The organism is Halomonas sp. TA22 (genome assembly GCF_013009075.1).
Lineage (GTDB): Bacteria > Pseudomonadota > Gammaproteobacteria > Pseudomonadales > Halomonadaceae > TA22.
Genome location: NZ_CP053108.1, coordinates 291,467 through 308,027, shown reverse-complemented (window position 1 = coordinate 308,027; position 16,561 = coordinate 291,467). Strand labels below are relative to the sequence as shown.

13 protein-coding genes are annotated in these 16,561 nt (G+C 65.0%); 9 read left to right on the top strand and 4 right to left on the bottom strand.

Annotated features, from left to right (window positions below):
• Positions 1 to 14: 14 nt before the first annotated feature.
• Positions 15 to 248 carry a DUF1127 domain-containing protein gene (locus HJD22_RS01415; RefSeq protein ID WP_248730054.1) on the top strand — a complete coding sequence of 78 codons (234 nt, stop codon included), beginning with the start codon at positions 15 to 17 and terminating at the stop codon, positions 246 to 248.
• Here HJD22_RS01415 and HJD22_RS01410 read toward each other — a convergent pair.
• Genes HJD22_RS01410 through HJD22_RS01400 form a run of 3 tightly spaced genes read right to left on the bottom strand, consistent with a single transcriptional unit; the run spans position 245 to position 3,952 of the window.
• Positions 245 to 1,477: an MFS transporter gene (locus tag HJD22_RS01410; protein WP_217267799.1), complete on the bottom strand. Its 1,233-nt coding sequence runs from the start codon at positions 1,475 to 1,477 to the stop codon at positions 245 to 247. The genes HJD22_RS01415 and HJD22_RS01410 overlap by 4 nt on opposite strands.
• A 6-nt stretch (positions 1,478 to 1,483) precedes the next feature.
• Complete coding sequence (locus HJD22_RS01405) at positions 1,484 to 3,124, bottom strand: thiamine pyrophosphate-binding protein (RefSeq protein WP_208656656.1); 1,641 nt, start codon at positions 3,122 to 3,124, stop codon at positions 1,484 to 1,486.
• Between the two features lie 45 nt (positions 3,125 to 3,169).
• The gene (locus HJD22_RS01400; protein ID WP_208656655.1) at positions 3,170 to 3,952 is read right to left on the bottom strand and encodes an SDR family NAD(P)-dependent oxidoreductase; all 783 of its coding nucleotides are present in this window, start codon (positions 3,950 to 3,952) and stop codon (positions 3,170 to 3,172) included.
• A gap of 237 nt (positions 3,953 to 4,189) precedes the next feature.
• Here HJD22_RS01400 and HJD22_RS01395 point away from each other — a divergent pair, with 237 nt between their 5' ends.
• The 4 genes from HJD22_RS01395 (at position 4,190) to HJD22_RS01380 (ending at position 8,797) form a co-directional block, all read left to right on the top strand.
• Positions 4,190 to 5,290, top strand: a complete 1,101-nt coding sequence (locus HJD22_RS01395; RefSeq protein ID WP_208656654.1) for a tripartite tricarboxylate transporter substrate-binding protein — start codon at positions 4,190 to 4,192, stop codon at positions 5,288 to 5,290.
• A gap of 73 nt (positions 5,291 to 5,363) precedes the next feature.
• Positions 5,364 to 6,836 carry a tripartite tricarboxylate transporter permease gene (locus HJD22_RS01390; RefSeq protein ID WP_217267798.1) on the top strand — a complete coding sequence of 491 codons (1,473 nt, stop codon included), beginning with the start codon at positions 5,364 to 5,366 and terminating at the stop codon, positions 6,834 to 6,836.
• A complete protein-coding gene (locus tag HJD22_RS01385; protein WP_208656653.1) occupies positions 6,836 to 7,300 on the top strand; it encodes a hypothetical protein in 465 nt (154 codons plus the stop codon). The genes HJD22_RS01390 and HJD22_RS01385 overlap by 1 nt, the downstream gene beginning before the upstream one ends.
• 18 nt (positions 7,301 to 7,318) lie before the next feature.
• Complete coding sequence (locus HJD22_RS01380; RefSeq protein WP_208656652.1) at positions 7,319 to 8,797, top strand: aldehyde dehydrogenase; 1,479 nt, start codon at positions 7,319 to 7,321, stop codon at positions 8,795 to 8,797.
• Positions 8,798 to 8,812: 15 nt separating this feature from the next.
• Here HJD22_RS01380 and HJD22_RS01375 read toward each other — a convergent pair whose 3' ends face one another.
• Positions 8,813 to 9,499 carry a GntR family transcriptional regulator gene (locus HJD22_RS01375; RefSeq protein ID WP_208656651.1) on the bottom strand — a complete coding sequence of 229 codons (687 nt, stop codon included), beginning with the start codon at positions 9,497 to 9,499 and terminating at the stop codon, positions 8,813 to 8,815.
• Between the two features lie 113 nt (positions 9,500 to 9,612).
• On the opposite strand from HJD22_RS01375, the gene tcuA reads away from it, so the two are divergent.
• The 4 genes from tcuA (at position 9,613) to gshA (ending at position 16,522) form a co-directional block, all read left to right on the top strand.
• Positions 9,613 to 11,040, top strand: a complete 1,428-nt coding sequence (gene tcuA / locus HJD22_RS01370; protein ID WP_208656650.1) for an FAD-dependent tricarballylate dehydrogenase TcuA — start codon at positions 9,613 to 9,615, stop codon at positions 11,038 to 11,040.
• 4 nt (positions 11,041 to 11,044) lie between these two features.
• Positions 11,045 to 12,202 carry a tricarballylate utilization 4Fe-4S protein TcuB gene (gene tcuB, locus HJD22_RS01365; RefSeq protein WP_217267797.1) on the top strand — a complete coding sequence of 386 codons (1,158 nt, stop codon included), beginning with the start codon at positions 11,045 to 11,047 and terminating at the stop codon, positions 12,200 to 12,202.
• Between the two features lie 98 nt (positions 12,203 to 12,300).
• A complete protein-coding gene (locus tag HJD22_RS01360; RefSeq protein ID WP_208656648.1) occupies positions 12,301 to 14,688 on the top strand; it encodes a Tex family protein in 2,388 nt (795 codons plus the stop codon).
• A 196-nt stretch (positions 14,689 to 14,884) separates the two neighbouring features.
• The gene (gene gshA, locus HJD22_RS01355) at positions 14,885 to 16,522 is read left to right on the top strand and encodes a glutamate--cysteine ligase (protein WP_248730053.1); all 1,638 of its coding nucleotides are present in this window, start codon (positions 14,885 to 14,887) and stop codon (positions 16,520 to 16,522) included.
• The last annotated feature ends 39 nt before the right edge of the window (positions 16,523 to 16,561 follow it).

The following is a 16,561-nucleotide window of genomic DNA, read 5'->3' as shown; positions in this document are numbered from 1 at the left end:
TAAAGGAGAGTGTCATGATGCCGGTCAAATACTCCGATTCCCCCCTCGCCAGGTTTCACAAGCCGCGCATGCCCCCGTGGTACGCCAGGTTGTGGGCGCGGTCGAAGCGCTGGCGGCAGTTGAAGCGTGAGCGCCGTCAGTTGCGCGAGCTGAGCGATGCGCTCTTGCGCGATATCGGCTTGACCCGCCGGGAGGCGGATCGGGAGTGGCGGCGCCCCTTTTGGGACGATGGGGGCTGGTATCGTTAACGAGGCGGTAGGTCGACTTGTGTCGGCGCCTCGGCTTCGGCGCGGTCGAAGCCTGGTGCCAGTCGCATGACCAGGACCAGGAAGCCGAGCAGCAGCAGGCCGGCGAACAGGAACGTCAAGGCAAAGCCCATCAGCTCGGCCAGCACGCCAAGCAGCAGCGGTGCCAGCACCTGGGCGCCGCGATTGCCCATCAGGCGCATGCCGAGCGCGCTCGAGCGTTGTTCGGCTGGTACGTGTTCGGCGAGCACCACCATCGACAGCGGCTGCGAGATGCCGGAGCCCAGCCCGATCAGCACGGCGAACAGAGCAAGCAGCGCAAGCTCGCTGGTCATGCCGGTCCAGACCAGGCCTGCGGCGACGGCGGCAACGGAAGCGATCAGCGTTTTCGAGCGACCGCCAAGGCGCATGATGATCGACGACATGAAGGGACGAACGAGCATGGCGCATAGCGCACGCAGGCTAACCAGGAGGCCGATGGTGGTCGCCGTCATGGCCAGGCTCTCAAGGTAGACTGGCAGAAAGGCACCATGCGCGCCGAGCGCGAAGAGCACCGCAACGGTCACCGCGATGGACATCTGCACGCCGGTATTGTGACGTAGCAGGTTGGCTTGGGCGCGATAGCCGAGCAGGGTTCTCGACGTGCTCTGTCCGTGGCGGGCGCTGCCAACGAAACCTAGGGAACTCGCCAAGCCAATCAAAGGGATCGCCCCGATCGTGGCAAATACCCACCCCATCGAGAGCGTGTCGATCATACGCCCCGCCAGCAGCGGGCCGATCAACTGCCCCCCTGAGAGGCACATGGTGTACCAGCCAAAGTAGCGCTCCAGCGCTCGGCCGCGACCCAGGGCGGCGACTACCGACTGCGCGGCGATCACCATCACCACATGCGCCACGCCGATGGTGAGCTGGGTTGCCAACAGTCCCGTGTAGTTGGGCGCGACAAGGCTCAGCCAAGGCCCCGCCACCATGCCCAGGGCTCCCACCATGAATACCTTCTGCGGGCCGACGCGTGTGACCACGCCCCCTAGCGGGATGGCGAACACCAGTGGCAGCAGATAGGGAGCGGAGAGAATCAGCCCCACCAGCGAGGGGCCCGCGCCCAGCTCCAATGCCCGCAGCGGCACCGCGACCAGCAGCATGGTCTGGGCGACGAAGACGCTGGTCAGGCCGATACAGACCAGGATCAGGTTGCGAATGGCACCGGGGTCCGGGACGCTCGCGTCGCTCACGCAGGCTCAGGCGCTGAACAGCACGGGGGCGAGATGATGCTTGTCGATCATCACGTTGACTACTGCAGGGCCGTCCGCCGCGAAGGCACGCCGCATGGCATCCTCCAGATCGCCTGGGCGGGTCACGGTCTCGCCATGGGCGCCGAAGATGCGGGCCAGTTCACCGAAGTCGGGATTGCGATAATCGACGGCAAAATGCCGCCCGCCGTAGTGGGCATCCTGAAAGGCGCGCTCGTTGCCTAGTCCCTCGTCGTTGAAGATCACCGCCACCAGCTTGATCTTCTCGCGAACGGCGGTCTCGAGCTCGCCAATATTGCACATGAAGCCCATGTCGCCCTGTACCGCGAGCACGGGAACGTCGGGGCGCGCCAGGGCAGCGCCGATGGCGGTGGGAAAGCCCGCACCCACCGCCGCCCAGTTGTCGATGAACTGATAGGTATCGGGGGCGTAACTGACGAAGTGCTGTCGGGCGTGCTTGCCGGCATTGCCGGCGTCGACCACCATGATGCCGCCGCGGGGCAGGGTACGGCGCAGCACGTCGGCGACGAAGGGTGGCTGGATCGGCTCGGCTTCGGGCTCGACAAGGCTCAGGCGCTCCTCCTCCCAGCGCGACACTTCCTCTGCCACGTCGACCCACGCCCAGCGCTTGTCGGCCAGGCGCTCGGTGAGGCCCGAAAGGAAGCTTGGCGTGGCGCCGACCGCGGCCACGTCGACTGGAAAGATCGTGCCGATGGGGTCGGTGCTTGCCGCCTGGTGGATCAGCTTGGCGTCAGCCTGGATCAGGCCATGCTTGAAGGTGGTGGAGAAGAGATCCATGCGCGCGCCCACCGCGATCACCACATCGGCGCGCTTGACCACGCGGTTGGCGCTGCTCCAGCCGTTGCGCCCGAGCGGGCCGAGCCCCAACGGATGCGAGGTGGGGAAGGCGTCGGGGCTGAACTGCAGCGGTGCCACCGGGATGTTGTGGCGCTCGGCGAAGGCGATCAGCTCGGCGCTGGCTCGCTCGCGCAGCACGCCGCTGCCGGCCAGTATTACCGGGCGCTGCGCGGAGCGTAACAGCTCGGCGGCCTGGTCGAGTATCGCGGACGCCACACTGGGCAGCGCCATGGCCCGATACTGGGCAGGCGATTGCTGTTCCAATGGCGTCTCGTCGAGGTAGATTTCCGATGAGGCTTCGAGATGCACGGGGCCGGGAGGTTCGCTCAACGCTACGCGGAAGGCCTTGCGCAGCGCCTCCTGTGCCTTGTCGGGTCCGGTGATCGAGTAGGCCCACTTGGTGATCGGCTTGACGAAGGCGATCTGGTCCATCTCCTGGCTGGCATCCTTCTCGCGCAGCCACGCCTCCTGAAGCCCATTGAGACCAATGATCGGCACATTTCCGCGAAAGGCGGCCCCGAAGGGGGTGGCCATGTTGGTCACGCCGGGCCCTTCGGTGGCGGTGACCACGGCGGGGCGATGGCCGGCGCGAGCATAGCCGTAGGCCATGAACGCGGCACCCTGCTCATGGCGGGTGAGGATGAAGCGGATATCCGGTGTCTCGCGGATCACATCCAGAATCGCCAGATTCTGAGTGCCGGGGATGCCGAACACATGGGTGATGCCTTCACGGCGAAGACCTTCCACGAGGGCGTGGGCGACGGTGGGCATAGCGAACTCCTGTACGGATGTTGTCGTTGATGGCGTACGTCTCGTTCAGACGGTGGGGCCCCTGCCTCCATCCACATTGAGGCTGGCGCCGGTGACATAGGCAGCGAGTGGCGAGGCGAGAAAAACGATGCAGTTGGCGACATCGCGAGCTTCGCCGAGCCGCCCCAGGGGGATGCTCTGCCCTTGGCGGGCGGAGTACTCCTCCCAGCTCAGTTCGGAGGCTTCACGCTGCCAGCGCCTCTCCACTTGCGCCGAGCGCACGCGCCCCACGCAAACGGTATTGACACGAATGCCATCGCCTCCCAATTCGTTGGCCAGCGACTTGGTCAGGGCGATGCCGGCAGCGCGCGTTACCGACGTGGGCAGCGACGCCCCCGGCGGCGCCTTGGCCGCCGAGGTGGTGATATTGACGATGGCGGCGGCGGATGACGCTTTCAGATAGGGCAGCGCGACGCGAATGCAGCGCACCGCCCCCATCAGCTTGAGCTCGATGTCCTCTTGCCACAGCGCATCGTCGGCGTTGAGGAAAGGGCCTGCGGCGCTGCTACCGGCATTGTTGACGAGAATGTCGAGGGCCCCGTGCGCCTCGATGGCGGCGCCAATCGCGGCAGCTGGCCCCTCGGGAGTTGCCATGTCGGCCGCCACGATCGTCGGCCGTTGGCCGGTGGCTGTGGCGATCCGCTCGGCGGACTGTTCCAGGAGGTGGAGTCGCCTTGCGACCAGCACCACACGTACGCCTTCGGCCGCCAGCGCGCAGGCTGTCTCGAAACCGATGCCTTCGCTACTGCCAGTGACCAGGGCCACCTTTCCCGCCATGCCCAGTTCCATGTGTTCTTCCTCGCTGTGGCTGCCGTTTGCGGCCGGCGTTCCACGGACTTCCGGCTTGCGCGTAGCCAATATAGCAGGCGGAAACGCTCGTTAGGACACTTGCGCATAACTTTGAGGTCAGTTGAATACTAAAGTATACATTCATGCTGAGCCGGTATGTCATAGAGTGAGAGCACTACCGATACGGCGCACTCGAACGTCTGTCGGAACGTGCACCAGCTCCAGAGGAGATACAACATGAACAATAAGGGCCATACCCTCTATCACGCTCGCCGTGCGGCCATGCTCATCGCCGCGGCGGGGCTCGCCCTGGGAGCGATGTCGCCGGCCTACGCCGAGCGCACCGGTTTCTACGACGGCGAGACCCTGGAAATTCTCACCCCTTGGGCACCCGGCGGCGGGGCCGATACCTGGGGGCGCTACATCGCCGCCACGATCGGGCCGTTCCTTGGCGAGAATGCCAGCGTCCAGGTGATCAATCGTCCCGGCGCGGGTGGCGTGCAGGGTACCAACGAATTCGAGCTGCGCACCAGAGGCGACGGCAAGACCGTACTGCTGCAGAGTGCCGGACAGGTGTTTCCCTTCATGTACGGCTCCCAGGCCGTGCGTTACGACTTCCGAGACTACGTGCCGGTCGTGGCCATGGCCCAGGGTGGGGTGGTATATGCCAGCAGCACGCTCGGCATCGAAGGTCCCCAGGAGCTTTGGGATGTCGACGAACTGATCTATGGCGAGGTCTCACCGCAGGCGATCGGCTCCATGGCGCTGGCCGCCTTCGCTCTGCTCGATCTGCCCCATGAGGCGATCTTCGGCTATGAGAGCCGTGGGCCGACTCGCTTGGCACTGGAGCAGGGCGAGACCAACCTCGATTTCCAGACCACCAGCGCCTACACCTCCAACGTCGAGCCGTTGATCGAGGAGGGCGTTGCGGTGCCGCTGTTCAGCCTCGGCATCATCGATACCGATGGCGAGCTGATTCGCGATCCGGCCTTCCCGGATATGCCGACCGTGGCCGAAGTGTACGAGGAGCGGCATGGCGAGGCACCGTCAGGCGTGGCATGGGATGCCTATCGCGCCGTGCTCTCGGCCGGCAGCATCAAGATGCTCTGGGCCAAGCCGGATGCGCCGGAGGAGGCGCTCAACGATCTGCGCTATGCCTTCGAACAGGCGAGGCAGGACGAGGCATTCCACGAGGACTCCATCGAGGCCAACGGACCCTATGAGTGGTTGGTGGGCGATGATGCTTACACCGCCATGAGCGCGACGCTGGAGATCTCCGACGAGGCGCTTGAGTATCTGCGCGAAACCTTCAAGGAGCGCTACGACGCCGATCTGTAATGGCGCCCTACATGCATGGGGGGGCCGTGAGCGGCGCTCCCTTTCTTGCCTTTCTTGAAAGGAGCTCGACGCCGTGATAGCTGCCGCGTTCGATGCCTTGGCTCTGGTGCTCGACCCATCACGACTCATCTTCATGCTGCTGGGCGTGGGCGTGGGACTGATCGTAGGAATTCTCCCTGGCCTGGGGGGAGTCGTGGGCATGTCGTTACTGCTGCCCTTCGTCTACGGGATGGACCCGCATGCCGCCATTGCCATGTTGATCGGCATGGCGGCGGTGATCGCCACCGCCGACACCTTCCCAAGCGTGCTGATCGGGGTGCCCGGGTCGGCGGGCTCGCAGGCAACGATTCTCGATGGCTACCCCATGGCCCAGCAGGGCCAGGCGGGGCGCGCCTTGAGCGCGGCCTTCAGCGCCTCGATGATCGGTGGCCTGATCGGGGCGCTGGTGCTGTTTCTGATCCTGCCCATTGCCCGCCCGCTGGTGCTGGCCTTCCAGTCGCCGCACCTGTTCATGCTCACTGTGCTTGGGCTGTGCGTGGTCGGGCTGCTCTCCGGCAAGTACCCTTTCCGGGGCATCCTGGCGACGATGTTCGGCATCATGATCGCGATGCTGGGTTCGGCTCCGGCATCGGTGACCTTTCGCTTCGTCGGCGACAGCGTCTATCTGATGGACGGCATCCCGCTGGCCATTCTGGCCATGGGCCTGTTCGCGGTACCGGAGATCATCGATCTGCTGGCCGACAACCGTGCGGTTTCTAAGGTCAAGGCGGTCTCCAGCGGCTGGAAGGAGGGGATCTGCGACACCTTCCGCCACCGCTGGCTGGTGCTGCGCTCCTCGGCGTTGGGGGTGGCGGTGGGTGCCATACCCGGTCTTGGCGGCTCGGTGGTCGACTGGCTCTCCTATGGCCAGGCGGTACAGAGCGCCAAGGACAAGCGCGGCTTCGGCAAGGGCGACGTGCGCGGAGTGATTGCGCCGGAGAGCTCCAACAACGCCAAGGAGGGGGGCTCGCTGATACCCACCATGCTGTTCGGGATTCCCGGCAGCGGCACCACGGCGGTGCTGCTCGGCGGACTGATCCTGCTCGGCATACAGCCAGGCCCGTCGATGCTGACCACCGACCTTTCGATCACCCTGACCATCGTCTGGACGCTGGCGCTGGCCAACGTGGTGGGGGCGCTGGCCTGTTTCATGCTGTCGCGTCCCATCGCCCGGCTGAGCACCATTCCGGCCAAGAAATTCGCCCCCTTCCTGCTCATCGTGATGCTGGTGGGCGCCTATCAGAATACCCATCAATGGGGCGACCTGGTGACGCTGATGGCGGTCGGCCTGTTCGGCTGGCTGCTCAAGACCTATGACTGGCCGCGCGCCCCGGTGCTGATCGGCTTCGTGCTGGCGCCCAGCATCGAGCGCTACCTGACCATCTCGGCCTCGCGCTACGGCTGGTCGTGGCTTGCCGACCCGATCGTGCTGGTGATCGGCGCCCTCGCGGTCGCCGTAGTGATCGCCGGTGTACGGGCCAAAAGCAAAGGGTTGGGAGAGAGCTGATGACGACGCGTCTATGGGAAGAGCTGCTGTTCATCGTGTTGCTGGCCGGCGTGATCACGGCAGCGCTGATCATCTCGGCCGATTACCCCTTCACCGCCCGGCTGATGCCCCAGGTGGTGGCGATCGCCACGCTGGGCCTGATAGCGATAGAGGCCGTGCTGACCTTTCGACGCCTGCGCCGGGCCAACGATTCGGCGGAAGCGCTGGAGCCGGTGTACGGCGCCAAGTTCAGACGCACCATGCCCTACTTTCTGTGGCTGGGTGGACTCTATGCAGGTATTGCCCTGATCGGCCTGATGGCCTCGGTGGCACTGTTCACCTTCGCCTTCTGCCGCTTCGTCGGCAAGATGAGCTGGCTGGCGACCCTGATCGGCGCCCTGGTGCTGATTGCGATGCTGTTCGGGCTCTCCGACGCCTTCAACCTGCGCTGGCCGGTGGGTTACCTCTTCGACCCCTTCCGCTGACGCTACAGGAGACAAGCCGTGGTCAAGATCTATCAACTGCGTATCGGCAATGAGTGGCGTGACGCTTCCGATGGCGGCAACTTCCCCGCCATCAATCCGCTCGACCAACGTATATGGGCCCACCTGCCGCAGGCGACACAGCTCGATGTCGATGCGGCGGTGGCCGAAGCGCGCCGGGCCTTCGACGAGGGCTGGGGTGCCAGTGCCGGCTTGATGCGCGCGACGTTACTCCATCGTCTGGCGGACCTACTCGAAGCAGATGCCGAACGCATGGCCCGGCTCGAAACCACCGACAACGGCAAGGTGATACGCGAAACACGAGTACAGATGCGCTTTGCCGCACGCAACTATCGCTATTTTGCCGGCTGGGCCGACAAGCTGCATGGCGAGAGCATTCCCCTGGATCGTCCGGAGCTGGTCGATTTCACCACTCGCGAGCCCAGGGGCGTGGCGGCATTGGTGACCTCTTGGAACTCGCCGATGGCGATTCTCGCCAACAAGCTGGCACCGGCACTGGCCGCGGGCTGCACGGTGGTGATCAAGCCCTCGGAGATGGCCAGCGTGACCACGCTTGAATTTGCGGCGCTGTGCGAACAGGCCGGCTTTCCCGCCGGCGTGATCAACGTGGTGACCGGCGACGGCGCGGTGGGGGCGACACTTACTTCACACCGCGATATCGACCTCATCAGCTTTACCGGCGGCAGCGCCACGGGCCGCGCGATCTCGCGGGTGGCGGCCGACAACCTTACTCCGGTGACCCTCGAGCTGGGTGGCAAGTCGGCCAATATCATATTCGCCGATGCCAATCTCGAGCAGGCCGTGACCGGGGCCGTGGCGGGCATTTTCGCCGCGGCGGGGCAGACCTGCATCGCCGGCTCGCGCCTGTTGGTACAGCGCGAGATCTACGACCAGGTAGCGGAGGCGGTGTGCAAGCGTGCCGCGGCGATCCGGCTCGGAGATCCGTTGAACGAGGCCACTGAGATGGGACCGGTGGCGACCCAGGCGCAGCATCGCAACGTGCTTGCCTTCATCGAGCGGGCAAGGCAACAGGGCGCCCGGTTGCGTGTCGGTGGCGGCGTGCCGCAGGGGGAGGCGTTCGCTCAGGGGTGCTTCGTCGAGCCCACCGTATTCGTCGACGTGGCGCCACACAGCGAGCTTGCCCAGGAGGAGATCTTCGGCCCGGTACTGGCGGTGATCCCCTTCGACGACGAGGCCGAGGCGATCGAGATTGCCAACGGCACCGCTTATGGCCTGGTGGCGGGCCTCTGGACCCAGAACCTGAGTCGTGTGCACCGTGTGGCCAAGCGGCTCAAAGTGGGCGGGATATGGGTCAATACCTACCGCACCAGCGCGGCCCAGGCACCTTTCGGCGGCGTCAAGGCCAGCGGCATCGGCCGCGAGCGTGGCCTGCGAGCCTTGGATGAATACCTGGAGGTGAAGAACCTGATGATCGACCTCTCGGAGGAGGACCGCGACCCCTTCGCGATCCGTACCTGAGAGGCGGGTCGTCGGCTAGCGATCGCTGTCGAAGAAGGCGCCGAGGCGAACCTTGTAGGCCTCGCGGATGTGCTCGCGGGCCCGCTGCTCGGCGGCGGCGGGATCGCGCTGCACCAAGGCATCGATGATGGCGCCGTGCTCGGCGCGTGCGATCTGCTGGCGCTCCGGCTTGGCCAGGGTGCTGCGTCCCAGCAGCATCATTGACTCCTGGAGCGTGTGCAGCATCTTCAGCAAGTAACGGTTATGCGCGCAGCGGTAGAGGGTGCCATGGAACAGCTTGTTGTTCTTCACCAGGTCGGCAACCTCGGTGAGCTGGGCATCGCGCTCGCTGATCTCGCGCAGAAAGCCGATCTCGACATCGGAGGCGTGGCGGGCCGCAAGACCGGCGGCGGTGCCTTCGAGCACCTCGCGCATGGCATACAGCTCGCTGATCATGCCGTGGTCGAGTTCGGTGATGATCATGCCGCGGGCCGGGTCGTTGGCCACGAGCCCCTCGAGCTGCAGGCGATTGAGCGCCTCGCGCACGGGGGTGCGGCTCAGACCGATTCGCTCGGCAAGATCCACTTCGCGCACCCGGGTGCCGGGTGGCAGGGTGTCGTCCTTGATTGCCTCGACGATATAGCGGTAGGCCTGCTCACTGCGCGGCTCACCACGATGATTCGATGTCACCGGCGCGTTCTTGCGTGTCTTGCGTTCCGCCATGATGTGAAGCTCGGTTGCCATTGCCTAGTGCATGGTAAAGGGCCGTCCGTCTCTTGTCATTTTGAACACGCTTGAATACAGTTGTATTTAAAAGAATCCAAAGGTGTCTGGCCATGCCCAAATCCACGAACGCACCGTCACTTGGCTCCGGCGATCTCGTGCATCACGACGTGCTGGTGATCGGTGGCGGCAATGCGGCGCTGTGTGCCGCGCTGTCGGCGCGCGAGCAGGGTGCCAGTGTGTTGATGCTTGAGAGCGCGCCGAAGGTATGGCGTGGTGGCAACAGTATCCATACCCGCAACCTGCGCAGCATGCACACCGCACCCACCGATGTGCTGACCGACGCCTATCTGGAGGAGGAGTTCTTCGAGGATGTGTGGCGGGTCACCGGTGGCAAGACCAACGAAGCCCTGGCGCGCATGGTGATACGCGCCTCGGAAACCTGTACCGACTGGATGAAGGGCTACGGGGTGCGCTTTCAGCCCTCGCTTGGCGGGACGCTGCATCTGGGGCGTACCAACGCCTTCTTCCTGGGCGGCGGCAAGGCCCTGGTCAACACCTACTACCATGCCGCCGAGCGGCTGGGCGTGAAGGTGATCTACGAGGCCGAGGCACAGCAGCTTGTATTCGACGGCAAGCGTTTCGACCATGCCCTGGTGAGTATCGGAGGAGAGACCCATCAGGTCAGCGCCAAGGCGGTGGTGGTGGCCTCGGGCGGTTTCGAATCCAACCAGGCGTGGCTCGAGGAGGCCTGGGGGCCGGTATCGCGCAACTTCCTGATCCGCGGCACGCGCTTCAACCAGGGCAAGATGTTGCGCTCGCTGCTCGACAATGGCGCCAAGTCGATCGGCGATCCAACCCAGGGGCACGCCGTGGCCATCGATGCGCGATCGCCGAAATACGACGGTGGCATCGTCACCCGGGTCGACTGCGTGTCGCTTGGGATCGTCGTCAACCGTGACGGCGAGCGCTTCTACGATGAAGGCGAGGATTTCTGGCCCAAGCGCTACGCGATCTGGGGCCGCTTGATCGCTCGCCAGCCCGATCAGATCGGCTACTCGATCACCGATGCGAAAGCGGTGGGGCGCTTCATGCCCTCGGTCTTTCCGCCGGAGCAGGCCGACACCCTGGAGGAGCTGGCGCTCAAGCTCGACCTGCCGGTGGCCTCGCTGCTCAAGACCGTGGATGAGTTCAACGCCGCCGTGCAGCCCGGCCATTTCGATCACAGCGTGCTCGACGACTGCCGCACACGGGGCATCACGCCGGAGAAGACCCACTGGGCGCAGCGGCTCGACGAGCCGCCCTTCTTCGGCTATCCGCTGCGCACCGGCATCACCTTCACCTATCTCGGCGCCGAGGTCGACGAAAAGGCGAGGATGTACATGGCGAGCGGCGAGCTTGCCGACAACGTCTTTCTTGCCGGCGAGATCATGGCCGGCAACATTCTAGGCCAGGGCTATGTGGCCGGCTTCGGCATGACCATCGGCACGGTATTTGGACGTATCGCGGGAACAGAGGCAGGACACTATGCAAGTACCTGAGACAGTGCAAGCAACTGAGACAGCCACGCAGCGCTCGGCGGCGCCTGGCCAGGGACAGCGCATCGATGCGCTGATCGATGAGGCGCGCCACAACATGACGATCTGCAATGCCTGCCGGTATTGCGAAGGGTTCTGCCCGGTATTTCCGGCCATGGAGCGTCGCCGCGCCTTCAGCCCGGAGGATCTCAAGTACCTGGCCAACCTGTGCCACAACTGCAGCGAGTGTTTCTACGCCTGCCAGTACGCGCCGCCGCATGAGTTCGCGGTCAATGTGCCGCAGTCGTTGTCCAAGCTGCGCACCGAGTCCTATCGTCAGTACGCCTGGCCCGGCCCTCTGGCCCGGTTGTTCGATCGCAATGGCCTGGTGACGGCACTGGCGCTGGCCTTTGGGGTGACACTGCTGTTGCTGATCGCCATTGCTCTGAATGGTGGGTTGGCACCGCTGGTCAGCAATCAGCATGGTGGTGACTTCTATGCTCTGATTCCGCATAACGTGATGGTGATCACCTTCGGCAGCGTGGCACTGTTCGTGCTGCTGGCGCTGGGGATGGGGTCCGCCAACTTCTGGCGCGAGAGCGGCGAGGGGGCCAGGGCGCTGGGCGATGGCAAGAGCTGGCGACAGGCGCTGGCCGAGACCTTCGCCCTGCGCCACCTGCATGGCCACGGCAAGGTGGGATGCACCTATCCCGATGGCTATCACTCCCATGCCAGGCGTTACTTCCACCACTTCACCTTCTACGGCTTCATGCTCAGCTTCGCCGCCACGGTGACCGGTACGATCTACCACTATGTGTTCGGCTGGGTGGCGCCCTATGAGCTGACAAGCCTGCCCAAGCTGTTCGGCACCCTGGGGGGCATCGGGCTTTTGATCGGCCCGGCGGGGCTGCTCTATCTCAAGCTCAAGCGTGACGAGAATACCGGCGATGGCAAACAGTTAGGCATGGACGTGGCTTTCATCGCGCTGCTGTGGTTGACCGGCGCCACCGGCCTTGCCCTGATGCTGTTTCGCGAGACCTCGGCGCTGGGGCTGCTGCTGGTGATTCACCTCGGTGTGGTGATGTCGCTGTTCGTCACCATGCCCTATGGCAAGTTCGTGCATGGCCTCTACCGGCTGGCGGCGGTCTACCGTAACGCGCTGGAGAGCCGTCGCCAGGGCCACTGATCCTGCTGCGCGAGCGGGCGTCGGCGTGAGCGTGAGGTTTATGGTACCTTGTCGCGACTGTCTGGATATCGTCGATTGACAAAGGTTTATCAGCATTCATGGACGCCCACGCCAAGATCATTGCCCGCCTCGCCGAGGAACTCTCCTCAAGCTCTTCTCAAGCCGTTCGCCCCCAGCAGGTGGCGGCCACCGTCGAGCTGCTCGATGGCGGCGCCACCGTGCCCTTCATCTCCCGCTACCGCAAGGAGGTGACCGGTGCGCTCGACGACACGCAACTGCGTTTGCTTGACGAGAGGCTGCGCTACCTGCGCGAACTCGAGGAGCGGCGCCTGGCGGTGCTCGCCGCCATCGACGAGCAGGGTAAGCTCGGCGACGAATTGAAAGGGCTGATCCTCGCCGCCGACTCAAAGCAGCGCCTCGAGGATCTTTACCTCCCCTACAAGAAGAAGCGCCGCACCAAGGCGCAGATCGCTCGCGAGGCGGGGCTCGAGCCGCTGGCCGATGCGTTGCTCAATGATCCTGCACTCGACCCCGAGCGCGAGGCCCAGGCCTATCTACGCCCCGCCGAGGAGGAGATTCCCGCCATTGAGGATGCCAAGGCGGCGCTCGACGGCGCCAAGCAGATCCTCATGGAGCGCTTCGCCGAGGATGCCGAGCTGGTCGGTCGTCTGCGTGAGCGGCTGTGGGAGGAGGGGGAGCTCAGCGCTCGGATGATCGACGGCAAGCAGCAGGAGGGCGCCAAGTTCTCCGACTACTTCGAACACGACGAGCGGCTGGCCAAGACGCCATCGCACCGAGCCCTGGCGATGTTTCGTGGACGCAACGAGGGGGTGCTGGCGCTCGCCATCCGCCTGCCGGGAGAGGAGGAGGCACCGATCCACCCCGGCGAGGTAGCCATTGCCCGGCATGTGGGCATCCAGGATCACGGGCGCGTCGCCGATCGCTGGCTCAAGGAGGTGGTGCGCTGGACCTGGAGGGTCAAGCTCTATACGCACCTTGAAACCGAGCTGATGGGACGCCTGCGCGAGCGCGCCGAGGGTGAGGCGATCGACGTCTTTGCCGCCAACCTCAAGGATCTGCTGCTTGCCGCACCGGCCGGCCCCAAGGCGACCCTGGCGCTCGACCCCGGGCTGCGCACCGGCTGCAAGGTGGCGGTGGTCGATGCCACCGGCCAATTCCTGGAGCACGCCACCCTCTATCCCCATGCGCCCCACAACCGCTGGGACGAATCGCTGGCAGTGCTCGGCAAGCTGGTGGAGAAGCACGGCGTCGAGCTGATCGCGGTGGGCAATGGCACCGCCAGCCGCGAGACCGACAAGCTTGCCGGCGAGCTGATCAAGCAAGTGGCGCCGCGCGTCGCACCGCGCAAGTTGGCCAAGGTGATGGTCAGCGAGGCGGGCGCTTCGGTCTACTCCGCCTCGGAGTATGCCTCACGCGAATTTCCCGATCTCGACGTCACCATTCGTGGCGCGGTATCGATCGCCCGGCGTCTTCAGGACCCGCTCGCCGAGTTGGTCAAGATCGAGCCGAAGTCGATCGGCGTCGGCCAGTACCAGCACGACGTCTCGCAGCTGCAGCTGTCGCGCAGCCTCGAGACGGTGATCGAGGATTGCGTCAACGCCGTGGGGGTGGACCTGAACACCGCTTCGCCGGCGCTGCTGTCGCGTGTCTCGGGGCTCAACGTGACGCTGGCCGAGAACATCGTGGCGCAGCGCAACGCGCAGGGGGCCTTCCGCAATCGCCGCGCACTGCTCGAGGTGAGTCGTCTGGGGCCCAAGACCTTCGAGCAGTGTGCCGGCTTCCTGCGCATCATGGGCGGCGACAACCCGCTCGACGGTAGCGCCGTGCACCCCGAAGCCTACCCCCTGGTGGAGCGCATCGCCGGTGAGCGAAAGCGCGAGGTGGCGAGCCTGATCGGTGACAGCGCCACCGTGAAGGCGATCAAGCCGGCCGACTACGTCGACGACAGCTTCGGCGTGCCGACCATCACCGACATTCTCAAGGAGCTCGACAAGCCGGGGCGCGATCCGCGTCCCGAGTTCAAGGCTGCCGAATTCCGCGAAGGGGTCGAGACGCTCAAGGATCTCGAGCCCGGCATGCTGCTAGAGGGCACCGTGAGCAATGTCACCCCCTTTGGCGCCTTCGTCGATATCGGCGTGCATCAGGATGGCCTGGTGCATATCTCGGCGCTTTCAGACAAGTTCGTCGAGGATCCGCGCAGCGTCGTCAAGGCCGGCGATATCGTCAAGGTCAAGGTGATGAGCGTGGATGTGGCGCGTGCCCGCATTGGCCTCACCATGCGCCTTGACGACCCGCTGGGCGACTCCCGCCAGCGCAGTCCGCGCAGCGACAAGGGAGCACACCCCGGCGGCAAGCCAGCGCGTCGCCAATCGCGAGGCCAGTCCCAGGGCCAGGGTCTTCAGGAGCCGGCACCAGTCGGGGCATTGGGTGCGGCGCTGCTGCAGGCACGCCGCAAGGACAAATGACGCTTGCAGGCCTGGCCGGGCATCGCTTTGACAGGTCAGGCGCGCCGATAGCCTGAGCAGGTGTGCATCGATAGCTTGAAAGGCCTCGAACAGGCACCATAATGTGGGTTTCATGCGAGCGTCACGGCCCCGTCCGGACGCTCGCCCGTTTTACGTACGAAGAGAGGGGCGCGGGCCCATCCTTCCATGCCAAGGGGTGTTCACCTTGTCCGAGCAACTCGCGAGTGTCATCGCCCATCTCAATGGAGCGGCCCGCAAGGGAGCGTTTGGCCGTCTGCGCCGCGGGATCGAAAAGGAGGGGTTGCGCGTCGACGCTGCTGGGCACATCGTCCAGACCCCGCACCCGCATGCGCTGGGCTCGAAACTGACCCATCCCTATATCACCACCGACTACTCCGAAGCGCTGCTCGAATACATCACCCCGGTCTACTGCCGCCCTCGGGATGCGATGGTCTTTCTCGGCGATCTGCACCGCTTCAGCTATCGCCATCTTGGCGAGGAGCTGATCTGGCCCGCGAGCATGCCCTCGCGCCTCTCCGGCAACGACAGCGTGCCGATCGCCGACTACGGCAGCTCCAATGTGGGGATCATGAAGCACACCTACCGCAAGGGGCTCGACGTGCGCTACGGCCGCATCATGCAGGCCATCGCCGGGGTGCACTACAATGTCTCGCTGCCTGACAACCTCTGGCCGCTGCTGCGTGAGCTCGACCCCCTGGCGCCTTCACGCGAGGAGTCGAGCGATGGCGACTATCGCTCTGGGCGCTACTTCGGCCTGATCCGTCAGTTCCGCCGCAACAGCTGGCTGCTGATGTATCTGTTCGGCGCCTCGCCGGCCATCGACAGGAGCTTCCTGGAAGGCAAGCCGACTCCCGACAGGCTCGAGGCCCATGGTCACGAGACCCTGGTCTCGCGCTACGCCACGACCCTGCGCATGTCCGGTCTGGGGTACCAGAACAAGGTCCAGGAGCAGCTCAAGATCTGCTTCAATTCACTGTCGAACTATGTCGGCACCCTGCGCCACGCGATCAGCTCGCCCTGGCCGGCCTACGAGGCACTGGGCGTCAATGTGGACGATGAGTGGCGGCAGCTCAACGCCAATATCCTGCAGATCGAGAACGAGTACTACAGCGATATCCGCCCCAAGCGGGTGGCGCGCCACAACGAGACGCCCAGCCAGGCCCTCGAGGCGCGGGGCGTTGAATACATCGAGGTGCGCTGTCTCGACCTCAACCCCTTCCTGCCGTTGGGGGTCGACGAGCGGCAGATGCGCTTCATGGATACCTTCCTGATGTGGTGCCTGCTCTCCGAGAGCCCGTGGATCTCCGACGAGGAGTGTGACCACCTGGATGACAACCGTCGGCTGGTCGTCGAGCGCGGGCGCGACCCCTCGCTCAAGCTGTTCATCGACGGCGAGCAGCACTCGCTTGCCAGTCGTGGCCATGCGATCTTCGCCGAGCTGGCCGAGGTGGCGCAGCTGCTGGATCTGCTTGAGGAGGGGGCGCCCCACGCCGAGGCCATCGCCTCGCTCGAGGCGATGCTCGATGATCCCGACCTCACGCCGTCGGGCCGCCTGCTGCGTCGCCTCGAGGAGGGTGGCTCTTTCCGAGCCAAGGAGCTGACGGAGACAATGCTGGAGCTCGCCCGGGAGCATGCTCGGGAGTTTCGCACCACGCCCATGGATAGCGCTCGCGATGCGCTGTTCCGCCAGCTGGTCGAGACCTCGCGCCAGCAGCAGGGCGATATCGAACGGGCCAATAGCGAGACATTCAGCGAATTTCTCGATGGCTACTTTACCCGGGCGCGTGAACCGCGCGCCGCGCCGTCGGTCTGACGCGCACGCTACCGATGAATTTACAGAGAGATCTTACTT